This window comes from Micromonospora terminaliae (assembly GCF_009671205.1).
GTDB classification, from domain to species: Bacteria; Actinomycetota; Actinomycetes; order Mycobacteriales; family Micromonosporaceae; genus Micromonospora; species Micromonospora terminaliae.
Map to the genome: position 1 here is coordinate 5,630,902 of NZ_CP045309.1, position 18,220 is coordinate 5,649,121.

Annotated in this window: 18 protein-coding genes, 1 tRNA gene and 1 riboswitch; of the genes, 12 read left to right on the top strand and 7 right to left on the bottom strand. The window is 69.7% G+C overall.

Annotated features, from left to right (window positions below; all coding sequences use genetic code 11):
- Window positions 1–119: 119 nt before the first annotated feature.
- From GCE86_RS25960 to GCE86_RS25975, 4 genes are all read left to right on the top strand, one after another.
- On the top strand, window positions 120–2,318 hold the full coding sequence (locus GCE86_RS25960; RefSeq protein WP_154229332.1) for a (Fe-S)-binding protein: 2,199 nt from the start codon (window positions 120–122) through the stop codon (window positions 2,316–2,318).
- A gap of 139 nt (window positions 2,319–2,457) precedes the next feature.
- A complete protein-coding gene (locus tag GCE86_RS25965; protein ID WP_154230677.1) occupies window positions 2,458–3,765 on the top strand; it encodes a hemolysin family protein in 1,308 nt (435 codons plus the stop codon).
- Complete coding sequence (locus tag GCE86_RS25970; protein WP_154229333.1) at window positions 3,758–4,762, top strand: hemolysin family protein; 1,005 nt, start codon at window positions 3,758–3,760, stop codon at window positions 4,760–4,762. Before GCE86_RS25965 ends, GCE86_RS25970 begins: the two co-directional genes overlap by 8 nt.
- Before the next feature lie 164 nt (window positions 4,763–4,926).
- Window positions 4,927–5,943, top strand: coding sequence for an NlpC/P60 family protein (locus GCE86_RS25975; protein WP_425280842.1), 1,017 nt, complete (start codon window positions 4,927–4,929; stop codon window positions 5,941–5,943).
- Window positions 5,944–6,007: 64 nt separating this feature from the next.
- On the opposite strand, the gene GCE86_RS25980 is transcribed toward GCE86_RS25975, so the two are convergent.
- On the bottom strand, window positions 6,008–8,038 hold the full coding sequence (locus GCE86_RS25980) for an N-acetylmuramoyl-L-alanine amidase (RefSeq protein WP_154229335.1): 2,031 nt from the start codon (window positions 8,036–8,038) through the stop codon (window positions 6,008–6,010).
- A gap of 208 nt (window positions 8,039–8,246) precedes the next feature.
- Window positions 8,247–8,382: riboswitch (cyclic di-AMP (ydaO/yuaA leader) on the top strand.
- Window positions 8,383–8,395: 13 nt separating this feature from the next.
- On the opposite strand from GCE86_RS25980, the gene GCE86_RS25985 reads away from it, so the two are divergent.
- On the top strand, window positions 8,396–9,433 hold the full coding sequence (locus GCE86_RS25985; protein ID WP_154229336.1) for a C40 family peptidase: 1,038 nt from the start codon (window positions 8,396–8,398) through the stop codon (window positions 9,431–9,433).
- Window positions 9,434–9,493: 60 nt separating this feature from the next.
- Here the strand turns inward: GCE86_RS25985 and dcd are convergent, their stop codons facing one another.
- A complete protein-coding gene (dcd, locus tag GCE86_RS25990) occupies window positions 9,494–10,072 on the bottom strand; it encodes a dCTP deaminase (RefSeq protein ID WP_091316093.1) in 579 nt (192 codons plus the stop codon).
- 78 nt (window positions 10,073–10,150) lie between these two features.
- Between dcd and GCE86_RS25995 the strand changes: the two genes are divergently transcribed.
- A complete protein-coding gene (locus tag GCE86_RS25995) occupies window positions 10,151–10,696 on the top strand; it encodes a pyridoxamine 5'-phosphate oxidase family protein (RefSeq protein ID WP_154229337.1) in 546 nt (181 codons plus the stop codon).
- Window positions 10,697–10,766: 70 nt separating this feature from the next.
- Here GCE86_RS25995 and GCE86_RS26000 read toward each other — a convergent pair whose 3' ends face one another.
- Complete coding sequence (locus GCE86_RS26000) at window positions 10,767–11,753, bottom strand: zinc metalloprotease (protein WP_154229338.1); 987 nt, start codon at window positions 11,751–11,753, stop codon at window positions 10,767–10,769.
- Between the two features lie 223 nt (window positions 11,754–11,976).
- Here GCE86_RS26000 and GCE86_RS26005 point away from each other — a divergent pair.
- Window positions 11,977–12,050 (top strand) — tRNA-Gly (locus GCE86_RS26005).
- A 253-nt stretch (window positions 12,051–12,303) separates the two neighbouring features.
- On the opposite strand, the gene GCE86_RS26010 is transcribed toward GCE86_RS26005, so the two are convergent.
- The gene (locus tag GCE86_RS26010) at window positions 12,304–12,945 is read right to left on the bottom strand and encodes a tetratricopeptide repeat protein (RefSeq protein WP_154229339.1); all 642 of its coding nucleotides are present in this window, start codon (window positions 12,943–12,945) and stop codon (window positions 12,304–12,306) included.
- 485 nt (window positions 12,946–13,430) lie between these two features.
- Here GCE86_RS26010 and GCE86_RS26015 point away from each other — a divergent pair, with 485 nt between their 5' ends.
- The 4 genes from GCE86_RS26015 to GCE86_RS26030 all read left to right on the top strand — a co-directional run bounded on the left by GCE86_RS26015 (window position 13,431) and on the right by GCE86_RS26030 (window position 16,042).
- Window positions 13,431–13,793, top strand: coding sequence for a YciI family protein (locus GCE86_RS26015; protein ID WP_154229340.1), 363 nt, complete (start codon window positions 13,431–13,433; stop codon window positions 13,791–13,793).
- Window positions 13,794–14,479: 686 nt separating this feature from the next.
- Complete coding sequence (locus GCE86_RS26020) at window positions 14,480–14,944, top strand: hypothetical protein (protein WP_154229341.1); 465 nt, start codon at window positions 14,480–14,482, stop codon at window positions 14,942–14,944.
- A gap of 291 nt (window positions 14,945–15,235) precedes the next feature.
- Complete coding sequence (locus GCE86_RS26025) at window positions 15,236–15,592, top strand: hypothetical protein (protein WP_154229342.1); 357 nt, start codon at window positions 15,236–15,238, stop codon at window positions 15,590–15,592.
- A 45-nt stretch (window positions 15,593–15,637) separates the two neighbouring features.
- Window positions 15,638–16,042 (top strand): ribonuclease E inhibitor RraB, encoded by a 405-nt coding sequence (locus tag GCE86_RS26030; RefSeq protein WP_163636699.1) that lies wholly within the window; start codon window positions 15,638–15,640, stop codon window positions 16,040–16,042.
- A gap of 113 nt (window positions 16,043–16,155) precedes the next feature.
- Here the strand turns inward: GCE86_RS26030 and GCE86_RS26035 are convergent, their stop codons facing one another.
- Genes GCE86_RS26035 through GCE86_RS26045 form a run of 3 tightly spaced genes read right to left on the bottom strand, consistent with a single transcriptional unit; the run spans window position 16,156 to window position 17,617 of the window.
- Window positions 16,156–16,692, bottom strand: coding sequence for an alpha/beta fold hydrolase (locus GCE86_RS26035; RefSeq protein ID WP_244317080.1), 537 nt, complete (start codon window positions 16,690–16,692; stop codon window positions 16,156–16,158).
- A gap of 55 nt (window positions 16,693–16,747) precedes the next feature.
- Window positions 16,748–17,104 carry a hypothetical protein gene (locus GCE86_RS26040; RefSeq protein ID WP_154229344.1) on the bottom strand — a complete coding sequence of 119 codons (357 nt, stop codon included), beginning with the start codon at window positions 17,102–17,104 and terminating at the stop codon, window positions 16,748–16,750.
- Between the two features lie 18 nt (window positions 17,105–17,122).
- Window positions 17,123–17,617, bottom strand: coding sequence for a hypothetical protein (locus GCE86_RS26045; RefSeq protein WP_154229345.1), 495 nt, complete (start codon window positions 17,615–17,617; stop codon window positions 17,123–17,125).
- A 106-nt stretch (window positions 17,618–17,723) separates the two neighbouring features.
- On the opposite strand from GCE86_RS26045, the gene GCE86_RS26050 reads away from it, so the two are divergent.
- Window positions 17,724–18,173, top strand: a complete 450-nt coding sequence (locus GCE86_RS26050; RefSeq protein ID WP_154229346.1) for a hypothetical protein — start codon at window positions 17,724–17,726, stop codon at window positions 18,171–18,173.
- Window positions 18,174–18,220 lie beyond the last annotated feature (47 nt).

Consider the following 18,220-nt stretch of genomic DNA (forward strand, 5'->3'; position numbering starts at 1 on the left):
GCCCGCTGCCCCTAAGGTGTCGGCAGGGCGGCGTGGCCGGTGCGAGATGACTCACGTTACTGCTGGGTAACCTTGCGCGTAGGCTGCACTGACAAGCAGCAGACCGGGAGGCCAACTCGATGGGCAGCGTCCAGATCGTCACCACGATCCTCGCAGCCGCCGTCACCGCCGTGGCGGTGTGGCTTGCGGTGCGCGCGGTCATGAAGATGACGGCCGTCATCCGGCTCGGCCAGCCCGCGCCGGAGCGGTTCGCCGATAAGGGCGCCCGCACCACGAAGATGCTGGTGGAGACCGCCGGCCACACCCGCATGCTCAAGTGGAGCGTGGTGGGCGCGGCGCACTGGTTCGTGATGGTCGGCTTCATCGTGCTGTCGCTGCTGGTGCTCGAGGCGTACTTCGAGGTGGTCACGCCCGGTGGCGGGCTGCCGATCATCGGGCACTGGACGATCTTCGGTCTGGCCACCGAGTGGATCGGGATCCTGGGTCTGGCCGGCATCCTGGTGCTGATGGGGATCCGGCTGCGCAACCGGCCCACCCGGCCGGGCGGGCGCTCCCGGTTCACCGGCTCGACCATGTGGCAGGGCTACTTCGTCGAGTGGGTCGTGCTGCTGGTCCTGATCTTCGGCTTCGTGATCCGCGGCTTCAAGGTCGCCACCGATCACTTCGAGTACCCGGTCTGGGCCACCCCGCTGAGCCACGCGGTCGGCGCCGCGCTCCCGGCCTGGACGGCCGGCGTCAGCGTCGCCGCCCTCATCAAGATCGCCATCTCGATGACCTGGCTCATCGTGATCTCGCTGAACGTCACCATGGGTGTGGCCTGGCACCGCTTCCTGGCGTTCCCGAACATCTTCTTCAAGCGCGACCCGGAGAAGCCGGCCGGCTCCGGTCTCGGCCCGCTGCGCCCCATGACGAGCGAGGGCAAGCCGCTCGACTTCGAGGAGGCCGACCCCGAGAAGGACCAGTTCGGCGTCGCCCAGGTCGAGCAGTTCACCTGGAAGGGCCTGCTGGACTTCAGCACCTGCACCGAGTGCGGCCGCTGCCAGTCGCAGTGCCCGGCCTGGAACACCGGCAAGCCCCTGTCGCCGAAGCTGCTCGTGCTGAGCCTGCGCGACCACGCGTACGCCAAGGCGCCGTATCTGCTGGCCGGTGGGGGCAAGGACCTGACCGGCGAGGAGAAGGCCACCCAGGAGCAGCTGGCGGGCGTCGACGTGCTGGCCATGGCCGAGGCCGACCGGCCGCTGATCGGCACCGCCGAGGAGGGCGGTGTCATCGACCCGGACGTGCTCTGGTCCTGCACCACCTGCGGCGCCTGCGTCGAGCAGTGCCCGGTGGACATCGAGCACGTCGACCACATCGTCGACATGCGTCGCTACCAGGTGCTGATCGAGTCGAGCTTCCCGTCCGAGGCCGGCGTGATGCTCCGCAACCTGGAGAACAAGGGCAACCCGTGGGGCGCCCCGCAGAACACCCGCGAGGACTGGACCAAGGGCCTCGGCTTCGAGGTGCCGCGGGTCGGCGAGGTCGACGACTTCGAGTACCTGTTCTGGGTCGGCTGCGCCGGCGCGTTCGAGGACCGGGCCAAGAAGACCACCCGCGCGGTCGCCACGCTGCTCAACGAGGCCGGCGTCTCCTTCGCCATCCTCGGCGAGGGCGAGACCTGCTCGGGTGACCCGGCCCGCCGGATCGGCAACGAGTTCGTCTTCCAGATGCTCGCCCAGCAGAACGTCGAGACGCTGAACGAGGCGTTCGAGGGCCGGGAGAAGAGCAAGCGCAAGATCGTCGCCACCTGCCCGCACTGCTTCAACACCCTGGGCAACGAGTACGGCCAGCTCGGTGGCGAGTTCGAGGTCGTGCACCACACCCAGCTGCTGGCCCACCTGGTGGCCGCCGGCAAGCTCACCCCGGTGCAGCCGGTCGACGGCGGCGTGACCTACCACGACCCCTGCTACCTGGGCCGGCACAACCGGGTCTTCGCCGCGCCCCGCGAGGTGCTCGGCGACGCCATCCAGGGCGGGCTGACCGAGATGCCGCGCAACAGCGAGCGCTCCTTCTGCTGCGGTGCCGGCGGCGCCCGGATGTGGATGGAGGAGAAGATCGGCAAGCGGATCAACGTGGACCGGGTCGAGGAGGCCATGTCCACCGGCGCGAAGACCATCGCGGTCGGCTGCCCGTTCTGCTCGACGATGCTCAACGACGGGGTCAACGGGAAGGGCGCCGGCGAGCAGGTCGAGGTGGTCGACGTGGCGAGCGTGCTGCTCCGCTCGGTCAAGCCGGACGCCCCGGCGGGCGAGAAGGAGACCGAGACGGTCGCCGGCTGAGGCGTACCCCGGCACAGCTGAACCACGACGGCGGCGGCACCCGAGGCGGGTGCCGCCGCCGTCGTCGGTCGCGGGTTCGTGCCGGCTGCCGGCCCGTGGAACAATCGCGCTCATCGACGGCCTGCTGGTTACCACGCTGTTGCCCCTGGTCGGCTTCGTGCTGCTGACCGCCGGCAACGCGTTCTTCGTCGCGGCCGAGTTCGCCCTGGTCACCGTCGACCGGGCGGAGATCGACCGGCGGGCCGGCGAGGGCGACGGTCGGGCCGCCACGGTACGCCGGGCGCTGCGCGAGCTGTCCTTCCAGCTCTCCGGCGCCCAGCTCGGCATCACGATCACCGCGCTGCTCACCGGCTACCTGGCCGAGCCGGCGCTGGCCCGGCTCTTCGCCCCGCTGCTGCGCCCGGTCGGCGGGGCCGAACGGTTCTCCGGCCTGCTCGCCCTGGCGCTGGCCACCCTCATCTCGATGCTCTTCGGCGAGCTGGTGCCGAAGAACCTCGCGCTGGCCCGGCCGATGCCTACCGCGCTCGGCACCGCCGGGCCGATGCGCACCTTCTCCCGCACCTTCGGCTGGCTGATCCGGCTGCTCAACGACTCGGCCAACCGGCTGGTCCGGCGCCTCGGCGTGGAGCCGCAGGAGGAGTTGGCCAGCGCCCGGTCACCGGAGGAGCTGGGCCTGCTCGCCGCCATCTCGGCCCGGGCCGGGGCGCTGCCACCGGACACCGCGATGCTGCTGCGGCGCACCATCCGGTTCGGCGACAAGCGGGCCGCCGAGGCCATGACGCCGCGGGTCGACGTGATCGCGCTGCGGGCCACCGCCACGGTCGCCGAGCTGCTGGACCTGTCCCGGCAGACCGGCCGCACCCGGTTCCCGGTCTACGAGGAGACGCTGGACCTGGTCACCGGCGTGGCCGGGGTGCCCGACGCGCTCGGCGTGCCGCTGGCCCGCCGGGCCGCCACGACGGTCGCCGCGGTGGCCCGCGAGCCGGTGTACGTCCCGGAGAGCCTCGACCTCGACGGCGTGCTGGCCGCGTTGAAGGATGCCGGCGCCGACCTCGCCATCGTGGTCGACGAGTACGGCGGCACCGACGGCGTGGTGACCGTGGAGGACCTGGTCGAGGAGCTGGTCGGTGAGATCGCCGACGAGTTCGACCCGGCCGCGGTCGACGATGCCGGGCCGGTCGAGCTGACCGTGCCGGGCGGCGAGCGCACCGTGCTGGTCGACGGCGTGCTCCGCGAGGACGAACTGGTCGAGCAGACCGGTTTCCGGCTGCCCGAGGGGCCGTACGAGACCCTGGCCGGCTTCCTGATGGCCCGGCTGGGGCACATCCCGGTGCCGGGCGAGACGGTCGAGGAGGCCGGGTACGAGTTCACCGTGGTCGAGGTCGACCGGCACCGGATCGAGCAGGTCCGGGTGGTCCGCCCGGAGGAGCCCGACGACGGTGAGTGAGCTGCTGATCGCCCTCGTGCTGCTGCTCGGCAACGCCTTCTTCGTGGGCAGCGAGTTCGCCCTGATCGCCTCCCGCCGCACGGTGCTCGAACCGCTGGCGGCCACCTCGAAGCGGGCCCGCTGGGCACTGTCGGCGATGAACCAGATCCCGCTGATGATCGCCGGGGCGCAGCTCGGCATCACGGTCTGCTCGCTGGGGCTCGGCGCGATCGCCGAGCCGGCGCTGGCCCACCTGCTGGAGACCCCGTTCGAGGCGCTCGGCCTGCCCGCCTCGGCGGTGCACCCGGTGGCCTTCGTGATCGCCCTCGGTGTGGTGGTCTTCCTGCACACCGTCGTCGGCGAGATGGTGCCGAAGAACATCACCCTGGCCGGTCCGGAACCGTCCGCGCTCTGGCTCGGCCCGGCCATGCTCGCGTTCTGCCTGGGCACCAAGCCGCTGCTGCTGGCCATGAAGTGGTCGGCCCGGCAGGTGCTGTGGCTGTGGCGGGTCGAGGCGACCGACGCCGTGAAGACCGTGTTCACGGCGGAGGAACTGGCCGGCCTGGTCTCGCAGGCGCGTACCGAGGGGTTGCTGGACGCCGAGGAGCACGCCCGGATCACCGGCGCGCTGGCCCTGCACAGCCGGACGGCCGCCGACGCCCTGCAACCGTGGTCGACGGTGACCACGGTGGCCGAGGACGTCTCACCGGCGTCGCTGGAGGTGCTGGCCACCCGCACCGGCCGGTCCCGTTTCCCGGTGGTGCAGCGGTCCACCCGGCGGGTGCTCGGTTTCGTCCACGTGAAGGACGTGCTGGGCTACGCGGGCGCCAGCCGCCGGGCACCGGTGCCGGCCGGCATCTACCGGCCGCTGGCCGTGGTCCCGCCCGACCGTACGCTGGCCGACCTGTTGCTCTCGATGCGCCGCGAGCGGCGGCACATGGTGCTGGTGAGCGACGGCCGTCGACCCCTGGGCGTGGTGACGCTCGACGACGTATTGACGGCAATCGTTGGCAAGTGAATGAATACCCTTGGTACGCAAGCGGTTGCGCAGACGTGATTGAACCAAAGGTCGCCTTGATTCCACCCCGGTGCCTTCCCTAATGTGGGGCACCGACCGCTGTGGGTCGTCTGCCTCGACCTTCCCTCTCGCGAGGCGCCCGGCGGTCGGTTGCAAAGGAGTCCGTGCCGGTGGCAACCATGCCCCCTGATCGTCACGCCCCGAGCCAGCCGCCCGTCCGACCGGCCGGGATGCGCCGGGTGGTACGCCGTCTCCTCACCCTGGTCGCAGCCGTCGCGGTCGGCGCCGGGATGCTGACGGCCCCGGCGCACGCGGCGCCGTCGGTGGACGAGATCGACGCGCAGATCGACAAGCAGTGGGAGCAGCTCGAGCCCACGATCGAGCAGTACAACAAGGTGCGCGCCCAGCTCAAGGTCAACAAGAAGAAGTCGGCCGACCTCGAGAAGAAGATGGCGCCGCTGGAGCTGGAGTCGGCGCTCGCCATGAACAAGGTCGGCGACATCGCCGCCCGGTACTACATCCAGGGCCCGTCCCAGGACCTCGGCGCCCTGCTGGTGAACACCAAGCCCGGCACGCTCGCCGAGCAGCTGGTCATCCTCGACCGCCTCGCCGACGACCAGCGCAAGCAGATCGCCGGGGTGCTCGCGGTGCGCGACAAGTACAACCGGCAGAAGCAGAAGCTGGACGCGCTGATCGCCACCGAGCAGAAGCAGAGCAACGAGCTGGCGGCGAAGAAGAAGCAGATCGACTCCGAGATCAAGCGGCTGACCGCGATGCTGCCGGTGACCTCGATCCGCCCGGACGGCTGCCCGGCCATCGACGGTGTGGTGAGCAGCGCCGCACGCACCGCGATCAAGACGGCCTGCGCGCAGGTCGGTGACCCGTACGTGTGGGGCGCCACCGGTCCGAACTCGTTCGACTGCTCCGGCCTCACCCAGTACGCCTACAAGGCGGCGGGCATCTCGCTGACCCACTTCACCGGCGCGCAGTGGAACGAGGGCAGGAAGATCGCGTCCAGCGACGCCCGACCGGGTGACCTGGTCTTCTTCTACAGCGACCTGCACCATGTCGGGCTCTACCTCGGCAACGGGCTGATGGTGCACGCGCCCCGAACCGGGAAACCGGTCCAGGTCTCCAAGGTGGGCTACATGCCGGTCGCCGGCTACCGCAGGCCGTACTGATCCACCCCGAGCAGAACGAAGGCCCCCGGTCCACGCGGACCGGGGGCCTTCGTCGTCAGGTCGGTCAGGCGGGTCCGCCGACGGAGGCGGGCTGGATCTGGACGTCGTCGAGGTTCACGAACATCACGCGGTGCCCGAACTGGATCTGCACGTACCGGTTCTCGCCGCGGATGACCGTCCAGTCACCCGGCGCCGAGCCGTCGAAGGTGACGGCCCGGTAGTACTCGCCCGGCAGGACCCCGCCGACCGCGTACCGCTGGCCCGCGGAGAGGGAGTACTGCAACGGGGAGATGGTCTGGTACGGCACCCCGGCCGGGTAGGCCGCCCGCTCGGGGTAGGCGCGCCCGTACACCGGGATGGTGGTCTTCCCGGCCTTGGGGGTCACCACGAAGCCGTTCGCCCACTTGGCCGTCGGCGCGGAGGCCGGGTTGTAGAACCAGGCCTTCTGGTTGAGGTACCAGATGGCGGTCCAGTCACCCTGGATGTCCGCGAGGGCGTACGTCTGGCCGGCCGAGGCGCGGGCGCCGTGGTCGGAGATGTACATGGTGTCCGGCGTGCCGTTCGGTCGCAGACCGAGGTCGTTGACCAGCGGGGCGGTCGCGCTCGGCGCCGTCCGCAGGATGACCGCCGACGAGCCGCGCAGCGGGCACGGCGCGGCCGGCGGCGTGGGCTTCGGCACGCCCGGCGGCTGCTGGTTGCAACCGGTGAAGGCGGGCTGGTTGGTGGCGAAGTCCGGGTCGATGGTGACCAGGCCGGTGTGCGGCGTGCCGGTGGAGTGGAACGGCGCCTTCATGAGGTCGAAGTAGTGCGACCAGTCCCAGTACGGGCCCGGGTCCCAGTGCATGCCGGCCACGGTGCCGGCGGTGGTGCCGGGCACGTTGTCGTGGCCGATGATGTGCTGCCGGTCCAGCGGGATCTGGAACTTCAGCGCCAGGTGCCGGACCAGCTTGGCCGAGGCCCGGTACATCGCCTCGGTGTACCAGGTGCCGTGCCCGGCGAAGCCCTCGTGCTCCAGCCCGATGGACTTGGCGTTGACGTACCAGTTGCCGGCGTGCCAGCCGACGTCCTTGGCCTTGATGTGCTGGGCGACGTAGCCGTCCACCGAACGCAGCGTGTAGTGCCAGCCCAGGTAGGTCGGGTCCTTCACCAGGTTCACGCTCGGGCCGAAGTAGCCCTCGGTGTCGTGGATGACGATGTACTCGATCTTCTGCTGGGCCGGCCGGTTCCCGAGGTCGTGGTTGCCGTAGTCCCCCGGGTCCGCGCTGAGCTGCTTGTAGGGGGCCGGGATCCACTCGCAGGCGAGCCGGACCGGGCACTCCAGGCCGTCCGGCCGCTCGGCGCGGCGCAGGCCCAGCTTGTGCAGCCCGGACTGGTCCGGCGTCACCGTGGTGGCGGCCAGGGTCACCCGCTGGCCGTCGTCGGTGGTCCGGCTCGCGCCCAGGCCGAGCTGGTCGTAGACCTCGTCCGCGAAGGCCGCCGCCGCGTCCTCGGTGTCCGCGCCGGAGTAGCGGGCCACCGCGCCGTACCAGGCCGCCGGGTCGGTGGCGGCGCCGACCGGAGCATCCAACTGCTTCTGGTACGAGGCGAGCAGCGCCGCCCCGCCCCGGATGTTCGCGGAGGCGTCCGTGCGCAGCGTCTCCTCGGCGAGGCCGGTGAGCGCCGCGGCGGCGTCGAGCGTCTGCAGGGAGGCCTGCGGCAGCACGTCCTCCGTCGGCGCGGCCGCGACGGCCGGGTCGAGGGTGAGCGGACGCGAGTCGTCGCCCCGCGGGTCCTCGTCCTCGTCGACGTGGCCGCTGGCCGGGGTCGCGAGGACGTGTTCGGCGTCGGTGAGGTGCATCGGGCCGTAGCCGCCGCTGGTGCTCGGCTGGCCCGGGTGGGTGTCCCAGCGGGACTCCAGGTACGAGACGCCGAGCAGGACGCTCTGCGGCACGCCGTACTCCGCCGCGGCGGCGGCGTACTGGTCCTGGCGGTCGGTGGCGGGTTGGGTGGTGAGCGGTTCGGCGGCGACCGATCCGGTCGCCACGAGTGCGGTGGCAGCCGCGACAGCGGCTGCCAGCAGCATCCGTCTGCCCGACGGCGGGGGTGTGAGGTGCATCGAACCTCCAGACAGGGATGGGGGTCACTGCGTCCCCACCCTCACCCCGCGCACCCTCCGGGTCAATACCTTTCCAGCAAGTAATCTCTCGTGAAGAAAACCTTCACGTACGGTGTGTCACGGCGCTTTGGGTTGCGGAACGATAACGACGCTCTCTACTCTGGTCAATCGTCGACCGGCGGTTTCACCGTCCATCCCGGGTGGTGACGGTCCGACACCGCCGAGTCGCCCGCGGGCGAACCGGGGACCCAGGTACCTGGGGTGAATCCGCAGCCACTGCGGTAGGGCGGCTCCCTTCCCGCCCGAACCCGTCAGCTAACCCGGTAGGCGGCCAGGAAGAAGGAGTACGGAAGCCCGGTGGCACACCATGCCCCGCGGCCACCGTCGGGCCGGTCGGTCGACCGCTCGACGGCTGCGCCGCGTTCCCGCTGGTCCCGCTTCACCACCGCCCTCGCCGCTCTGGTGGGCACCGCCGTCGTCCTGACCGGCGGCGCCACGGCGGCACACGCCGACCCGTCGGTCGCCGAGATCGAGCGCCAGATCGACGAGGACTGGAACAAGCTCGAACCGATCATCGAACAGGTCAACGCCACCCGCGAGCAGCTCGCCGCCAAGCGGAAGCAGGCCGACGCGCTGGCCAAGCAGATCGCCCCGCTCCAGGCCCGGGTGGACGCCGCCCTCGGTCAGGTGGGCGGGCTCGCCGCCGACGCCTACAAGGGCGACAACAACCTCTCCACCGTCAACGCCCTGCTGGGCAGCCGGTCGCCGAGCGACCTGGTCGACGGCCTCGCCCTGCTCGACCGCTTCGCGAACCGCCAGCAGCAGCAGGTACGCGCCGTCGCCGAGCTGCGCGACGACCTCGCGGCCAAGAAGCGGCCGCTCGACGAGATGATCGCCGGGCTGGCGCGCACCGAGGCCCAGCTCGCGGCCAAGAAGAAGCAGATCGACGCCGAGATCGCCAAGCTGCAGAAGCTGCGCCTCAAGGTCTACGGCAACGGTGGCGGCGGCCCGCTGCGACCGGCGCCGTGCCCCGCCGGCTACCCCGGTGGCCCGGCCGGCGTCGCGGTCAAGTTCGCCTGCGCCCAGATCGGCAAGATCTACGTCTGGGGCGCCGCCGGGCCGGACCACTACGACTGCTCCGGCCTCACCATGGCGGCCTGGGCCAAGGCCGGCGTCTCGCTGCCGCACAACGCACGGCAGCAGCACGACGTGACCAGGCGGGTGAGCCGGAGCGAGCTGCGCGCCGGTGATCTCGTCTTCTACTACAGCGACCTGCACCACGTCGGTATGTACGTCGGTGACGGCTGGGTGGTGCACGCCTCCCAGTCCGGCAAGCCGATCACCATGAAGCGCGTCGACGACGGCCAGATCAACAGCTACGGCCGCCCGGGCTGACCGGTCCGCAGGGGCTCCCGTGCCGCGGGGGTCCCTGCGCCGTTCCGGCGTGCCGGTCGGTCAGCGGGTCGGCCAGGTCCGCCAGTTCTGCCAGGACCGGCTCGGGGTGGGGCCGCGCTGCCCCTGGTAGCGCGAACCGTAGACGGCCGAGCCGTACGGGTGCTCGGCCGGCGACGAGAGCCGGAAGATGCAGAGCTGGCCGATCTTCATGCCCGGCCAGAGCGTGATCGGCAGGTTCGCCACGTTGGACAGTTCCAGCGTGACGTGACCGGAGAAGCCGGGGTCGATGAAGCCGGCGGTGGAGTGGGTGAGCAGGCCGAGCCGGCCCAGGCTGGACTTGCCCTCCAGGCGCCCGGCGAGCTGGTCGCCCAGCGAGATCACCTCCAGCGTGGAGGCGAGCACGAACTCGCCCGGGTGCAGCACGAACGGCTGGCCCTCGGCCACCTCCACCATCGAGGTGAGGTCGTCCTGCTGCACGGACGGGTCGATGTGTGTGTAGAGATGGTTGTTGAAGACGCGGAACAGGCGGTCCAGACGGACGTCGATGCTGGACGGCTGCACCAGCGTGGGCTCGAAGGGCTCCAGCGCGAGCGTGCCCGCCTTGATCTCGGAGACCAGGTCGCGGTCGGAGAGCAGCATCGGAACACCATAGCGACCGGTACGGGTGACCTGCGTGTCGGACTACATCTTCGTACACCTGTTCGATAGAATGTCCGCATGGCTTCCTGGTCCGAATTCGCCGCCGACGAGCCCCGACTCGCCGACGAGATCCGCCTCCTGTTGCAGCAGTACGGGCCGGGTTTCGGCTACCTCGCCACGGTCCGCGCCGACGGCGGCCCGCGCGTGCACCCGGTCTCCCCGGTCCTCACCGACGACGGCCTCTGGTGCTTCGTCATCGACTCACCCAAGCGCCGCGACCTCGAACGCGACGGCCGCTACGCCCTGCACTCCTTCCCACCGGAGGAGAGCGACGACGAGGCCTACGTGGCCGGTCGGGCGCGCCCGGTGACCGATCCGGCGACCGTCGCCCGGCTGGCCCGCATCGGCCGGGCCGCGCCGCAGGGCGACTGGCGGTTGTTCGAGTTCACCGTCGACGTGGCGATGCTGACCCGCCGCGACCAGGCGGCCCGCCCCGGTGCCGGCCGGCCGGAGGTGCGCGTCTGGCTCGACCCGCGGGCGACCGCACCCGCCCGCCGTGACCCGCTCGCCCCGGAGGGCCGCCGCGGCCGGCACGGCTTCGACACCCGCCGCCCGGCGGCCTGAACCCCGCGGAAAACGCCGGTGCCGGCCCTGTCCGAGGACGGGACCGGCACCGGCGTGTGGTGCGGGACGGTCAGGCCGCGCGGTAGGCGTTCCACGCGGTCAGCATGCGGCTCGCCTGACCAGGGGTGAACTGGTACATGCACGAGTCGTAGGTGTAGTCCATGAAGTTGGTGATCGGGTCCAGGCCGGCGGTGGTGCAGGTGTCGCGGCCGGTCGGGCACTCGAAGGCCGGCGAGGCCTCGGCCGGGGTGTCGGAGACGCTGTCGCCCGAGCCCGAGCAGCCACCCTGGAAGGTGTGGTAGAGGTTCAGCCAGTGGCCGACCTCGTGGGTGCCGGTGTCGCCCTGGTTGTAGTTGGTCGCCGTGCCGCCCGGCAGCGACTCGCTCAGCGCGACCACGCCGTCCATGCTGCTCAGCTTGCGCTGCGGGAAGGTCGCCCAGCCGAGCAGGTCGTCGCTCAGCTCGCCCAGGTAGAGGTTGAGCGTGTTCTTTCCGCCCTCGCGCAGCGAGGTCTTCATCGAGCGCTCGGCCGAGGAACCCTGCACGATCGGGTACCAGGCGGCGTTGGTGACGTGGTGCACCTTGGTGAGCTGGAAGCTGAAGGCGGTCGGGGCGCCACCGGTGCCACCGGCGTACGCGGTGTTCAGCACGGCGATCTGCTGGGTCACCATCGAGTCCGGGATGTTGCCGCCGGCCCGGGTGCTGTCCCGCTGGATGACGTGGACGACGACGGGGATGGTGACCGTGGCGAGCGGGGCGGCGGCACCGGCGCCGGCGCGGAACCTGGCCCGCTCGCCCAGCGCGGCGGTGAGGTCCGCCTCGCGCTCGCGGACCTGCTTGGCGGTCAGCGCGTTCGGGTCCAGCTTGGCGTGGCCGCCCTTCTTCACCCGCGCGTCCGAGTGGACGTCGGCGGGCTCGACGCAGGAACCGGACGGGGCGGCCGAGAAGGCCGAGGCTGCGGGGACGACGCCTACGGCGGCGGTGCTGAGCAGCAGCGCCAGCGTCGTCGACGCGACACCGGCGGTACGCCGGGTCAGCAGGTTGGGACGGAGTCCCATGGGCCCACCTCTTTCTGCGGGCATGACAGGGGGTATGTCACGCCCGGTCGGAGAACGTGGAGGAGACGTTACATCCGATCGACAGATTTGAGAACGGCCATATGTTGCCGTGGGGAAACTTCTTCGTGCTGGCCGCGGCGCTGTGCCCCCGGCGGGCGTGTGGTCGACGCGCGGGGTACCTGGGTGCACGGGGGTGGTGACCTCAGGTACAGTGGTGCCGCCTGCGGGTGTAGTTCAATGGCAGAACATCAGCTTCCCAAGCTGACAGTGCGGGTTCGATTCCCGTCACCCGCTCCACGCGAAAGGCCCTGGCCAGGACGATAGTCCCAGCCAGGGCCTTCGATGTTCCAAGATCGGCAATCACGCGACGTGCCATTAGCGTGCCATTAGCCCTGGTGATTCCCGGCCGCCGGCCGCTTCTTGCCCCTCCCGCTGCCCGCCTGGTCCTTGCCCTTGGCCGCGCCGCCGGACGACTTCCTGGCCCTCTTCCGGTCCGCCCGCAGCGTCGCGTGCAGCGCGTTGTCCGGGGCACAAAACGATCGGCGGACGCCTACAGCTGCGTCCGTGCCTCCTCCAGCCGCCGGAGAACACCCTGTGCATCGCAGGCCTCCGCGATCGCGCTTGCCTCCTCGACCAGCGCCAGCGCGTCGTCGCGTTGCCCCTCTCCGGCGGTCAGGTAGGCCAGCGCAAGCAAGCCCGCGGCGACGCCGGCTGAGAACCCGATTTCCCGGCGAAGCCGTACAGATTCCTCCAACTGCTCACGCGCCCTACTACCGGCTCCGGCGGCCATGTTCGCAAAGCCGAGGTGCCGAACCGCATACGACAGCGTCAGCTTGTCACCGGCTTGCGTCGCCAGCTCGTACGACCGCGCAAGAGGCGGAACGGCGCCGTCATTGTCACGCCTGACCACTTGGTGGAAGGTGCCGACCCAGAACAGCGCCTCGGCCTCGCCGCGCACGTCCCCGAGCAGTTGATACAGCTGCGCCGCACGCTCGAATAGCGCTAGCTCGTGTGGATCTTCGTTACCGTCTTCAAGGAACCGCGCATGAAGGATCCGGCCACGGGCCAGGGCGAGATCTGCCTCGACTCCGTCCAGTTCCCGCTCGGCGATCCCCAGCGCGTCGGCGTCGCCGCCGAAGACGGCTCGTTCGTAGAGCAGCTGGGCGTGTTCGATTCGTTGTTCAGCGCTCATCGCCGCCCCGTCTCCCAGCCCCGCCTGTCGATTGCGTATCGCCCAACACGGATCCCACGGTAGCCGAGCATGATCCGACGGCCATTGCCGAGCAGCGCAGCCGCGTGCCATTAGCGTGCCATTGAGCCGGGACAGCAGGGGTCAGCTGATGCCGCGAGGGTCCGCCGAGACCAAGCCGCCGACCCAGTAGACAGGCGGATATCGACAATTCCCAGCTGACAGTGCGGGTTCGATTCCCGTCACCCGCTCCACGCGAAAGGCCCTGGCCAGGACGCGAGTCCGAGCCAGGGCCTTCGACCTTCCAAGATCGGTTACGCCAAAAAGCCCGGCAGGAGCCGCCGACGAAACGTTCTGTCCTGCCGGTGTGAGTGCGACGGTTGACCGGTTGACAGAAATCAAGCTGGCGAGTGTCGGATCGGCCGGATGCCGTTCGTAGCGTCTGCAGAGACGGACGTCGGGTCCGGGGACGGTCAGAGGGAGCGGACATGCCTGAGTACCTCATCTACTTCAACCAGCAGTGGGTGGGTGACCACACCGAGGAGTGGTTCCGCGGGCGCGGTCCACTCGCCAGGGCGGTTGTTGATGAGATCAAGGCCGCCGGGGCTTTCGTCTTCGCCGGGGGCCTGGAGGAAGAGGACGGCCCGGTCTTCAGCGCAGACGCCACAAGCGGTGCGGTGGTCTTCACCGACGGACCCTATGTCGAGAGCAAGGAGTTCCTGGGTGGCCTGACCATCGTGGACGTGCCGGATGAGGCGACCGCCCGGATATGGGCCGGCAAAATCGCGGAGGCATGCGGCTGGCCGCAGGAGGTTCGCCGGTTCAAGCCGCGGCGCGTCTTGCAGGGATGAGACTTTCGCTCGTCGGCTGAGGCTTGAGCCGAGGCGTGGCCGGCGCCGGGGTGACGCCGCTGCTGCGGTATCGGCAAGGATTCGACCAGGCACGGGGGCGGCCAGAAGAGTGCCGCCCCCGGAGCCGGCCGACGAAGGCGCTTCGCGTACTCACCGCGTCGGTTGCCGAATTGTTCCATCTCACCCGAGAGTCAGCACGAACGGCGATCCGGGATGGCCCGGCTGCCATCCGCGCTCAAGCGCTTGGCGTATGGCGCTGGCGACGGCCGAAGGCAGCACGGGAGATGCGGCGGCGTTCATCCAGTTGTCTGGACGAGGGGACGCTGACCGGACGATGAGGGTGGCGCAGCCAGGCGCGTCCGTTCGGTCAACGGCGAAGCTCAGCGGCGACCAGGTCAAGCCTTGGCTGTACGTCGGCTTCCTACGGATCAACCAGCGATAGCCCTTGCCATCGACAACGATGGGCCTACTGCCTCGCTTGTTGATTGCCACCCTTCCTCCCGCCGCGCACGGAACCATCCCGCAAGCCGTACAGCCATTCGTACAGCCAAGGCGGCCGGCCAAACCCGACGCGACCAGACAGCGGCGGACGACCTGAACAGGGGCGGACTACCGTGACGAGCCGTCCGTGATCTTCTGTTAATCCAGGGCCACCAGGCTTACAACATTCCGCTACGGTGCGGCCCATGCTCAGGGAGTTTCGGCGGCGGGAGTTTTCCAGCCTGATCGCGTGGACCGGCAGCGACGGTCCGATGCCGGCCGAGGTTGGCGTCGTCGGCGTTGAGTACCGGGGCCGTCTGGGGCACCCGTCTTCGTATGGCTTGCTGATGGCGCGTGCTACCGACTCTCCGGGAGTCCAGCTCGATCTCCATCCGATGCCCGTTGCGCTCTCTGTTCCGTGTGATGAAGTCACGCTCGGGTCAACCGAGCCGGAGTACGCCGAGGCCCTCCGCGCTGCGGGCCGCGGCCTTGCTCGCGGTCTGGTCGTCACGGGCATAGGCGAGGGCTTGTACGGCTCCTCGGTTGTGGTCTTCACCCGACTGGTCGCTGTCATCTCTCTGCTGCTGGCAATGGGTCTGGCTTCGGCTGACGAGGTCGATGTTTGGGCGAGCTGGGACAGCGCGTGGCCGGAACCGCCTCACAAGGCTTGAGCAGCCGCCTCGGCCGCCGGGCCACCCGGGCCACAAGGTGGTTTCACGGGAGTCTCGGGATGAGTGGTGAGCGGCGCGGCTGGAAGATTTCGAGTTGGCCGGGGTAAGGCGCCGGTGGCTCTGGCGGGGGCAGAAGGTCCGGCAGCGCATCGAGGTGGACCTCGTCAAGGTCCCACGAGATCACCCGCTGCACGTCGGCGTCGTCGGTGACGACCTCGACCTCAGCGACGGCGTCGAGGATTGGTTCTCGTCGCCGGCCTGCTCTGGGAGGCTTCTGGGGTGGGTAGGAACGTGCATCCGGATGAGCTTGCGGGTTGCGTGGTCGTGGAGGTCGGTGAGCGGCAGGCTTGGCCGTTCATCACCTTCGCCGACGGTGGCCGCGGCCCGTCGCGTGAGGCTCGGCTCTACCTTGACAGCCGGTGGCAGGTTCGGCCGCCTTCCGAGTCGGGCGAAGCGTTACCGCCTTCGGCAGACGTATGCGGGCTGCTCGACCTGAACAGCCTGACGGTGGAGCGGGCTCGGGTGAGTGAGGCAGGCGACCTGGAAATCCGCTTCGCGGATGGGTCCGGGCTCATCGTGTCCGGTGCGGGGGCGCCCGACATCGCCGGGGAGCCCTGGTGGTTCACGCCTTGGACGGCTCAGGGGTGACCCGGGTTCATGTACGGTCATGCGGCCCGCAGGGAGAACCAGTACGTGGAGCAGCCGATGGGTCTCTTCAGCAAGTTCAAGCGCAGCCGCGAAGACGAACTTGTCGATCTCGATGACCGCTCACCGAGACTCGGCGTCAAGTATCGGGACCTGCTGCTCATGAACGAGATCGCGAAGCGGGCAGCGGATCTGTCGCAGCCGCGGCATGTCATCTTCTACCTCTACGCCCCTTCGGACGACATCGGGCGGCTCATCGCTGCCGAGGCCCGCACCCACGGGTTCGAGGCTCAGGTGCGTCAGCCTCTCCCCGAGTACCCGGGCAGCTGGACCGTGGCGTGCGAGACGCACGTGGTGTTGACGCCACAGTTCGTCCGGGAGAGCGTCGACCTGTTCGAGGCTCTGGCCGAGCGCCATCATGCCGACTACGACGGCTGGGAAGCGGCGGCGTGACTTGCCGCCCGTGACCGGTGCGGCGGTCTGACATGGTCCACCTGTGGCGCGTAGGCGAGCCTCAATCGAGCCGCTCCCTGAACAGGGCCCTCGACGTTGCTGCGGCCCGCTGCCTAGCTCGGCCAGCCGATCGCGTCGAGGAACTCCTCCACGGCGACCACGACTCGACCGAGAACGGCGACGGAATCGGTTAGTGGACCGGGCACGTACAACCCGTGATCCGCGCCCTCCACCTCCAACACGTGGGGTGTCAACCGGCGGGCCACCGCGCCGTCCCACACCCTGTCGGCGGTGCCACCCACGAGCAGGAACGGCGCGGTCGCACGGCTCAGGGCAGCAACAACCCAGGGCAGGGTGAGCAGTGGCGTGAGCCACACGGCGGGCAGGGATCTCTCGGCGGCGATTGCTGCCGCATTCGTGCCGAGCGACTTGCCGATCAGCAGTGGGCGGCCGCCGATGGTGTCGATCAGCGGATCGATCTCACCGCCGACCCAGCCCTCGATCTCCGGCTGATCGAGTTCGGGAAGCTCCCGGGACCACGAGTGCCGATGTACCGATGCGCCACGCTGCTCAGCCACATCGCCGGAATACATCAGCAGGGGAGCGCCCGGTCCGAACCGGGCGCCGGGAATCACGACCGCATCAGCCACGCGGACGACCTTACCGATCGGTCAAGGCCGGCCCGGCGCAGTGGGCGGCCGCCGGTCACCCGGCGAGTTCTCGCAGGAGGCTTGTCCGGTCCGCGCTCCACAGCTCGATCGAGTAGCGCAGGCCGAAACCCGCGAGGATGGCACCGAGCTCGTCCACGCGGGAGGGATCGACGACGCCGCTGAAGAGGCATTCATCCGGTGACGGCTCGACCAGTTCGATGCACACCCAATCGTGCTCGACCTCGTACTCGTTCCACGAGCTGGCACGGGCACGCCACCCGGCACGCACGAACATCTCAGCCAGGATCTTCGCCTTCGGGGCCTGCTGGAGGCGGCCATAGAGGTTGTTGTCGAGAGCGGCCAGACGGTCGGCAAGTCGGGGCCCGGGGGTACCACCAGACGTGATTTCCATGTGCTCTCCCGACCTCGCTCAGTCCTCGTCGACGGCCAGGACCACGACGAGGACACCGCCACCCGCGCCGATCACCAGGGCATCCATCGTGTGCCGGGTGACCGGATCCCAGCTTGTGACGTCCTCGGTGTTCGACCACCAGCGCGTCTGAGGCCCCAGCAGATCTGCCAGCCGGCCGAACAGCTCTCGCGCTCTGCCCTCGGAGTAGCGCCCCTTCGTCTGGTACGCGAGCGTTACGGATGAGATCCCTACCAGCACCGCCAAGGCGGTCTCCTGGTCCAGCTCCGACAGCCGGCCGTGCAGCTGCGCGGCATTCTGTGGCGCCTGGGGCGGGCTACCGAACCTGCTCACCGAATCGACCACTCCGCATTCCCCGAGGAACGCGAACACCTTGTCGAACATCTCGACGCCGTCGAGCACGTCCACAAACGTCCACAGGTGCTCGTTGCCGTACGGCCCCGCCAAGCCGGCCAACAGGTGCTTGACCCGGGCCAGCCGCTCCGAGGAGTCCACGGTCGCTCACCTCCGTCTCCTCGATCGGCCCGTGCAGACGTCCGGGTCGTCAAGTATCACTCCGAGGTCGGCTAGCCTGTGTCCGATCTTGGAGAGGGTGGATCGGATGCGCCGCTGGCTTGTGACGCCTGCTGTGATGCTCCTCGGGCTGTTTCCGGCCGGCTGCGGCACAGCATCGGTGGACCCGGCCACGGCTGACAACACCGTGCCGGTCTGTCGCGACTTCCGCACAATCTATGAGCGGTACTCGAACGGCGACGCGCCGGAGCGGCTCGCCTACGTGCAGGCGGCGGAGGCGGCCTACAAAGGCAACGGCAAGCCGGGTGCGACAAGCGCGGCGAAGGCTGCCTATTTCCAGGCCTGGGCTCGTGATCTCCGTCCAGTCGCACGTCAGGCGAGTGACGCGACGCTCAAGACGGCATTGAACCGGGCAGCCGACGTTCTCGACGAGGTGGCCGGTGGGCGGGCACTGACCGCCGCGGATGTGAACGGCACATGGCAGCCGCTCCTCGACACCTGTCCGGCGACTTCGCCCGGTGCCTCGCCCACGAGTTAGACGTCCTGCCTGATGGGCCTCTGGCGCAGGCCGTCAGCTCGAGCCGA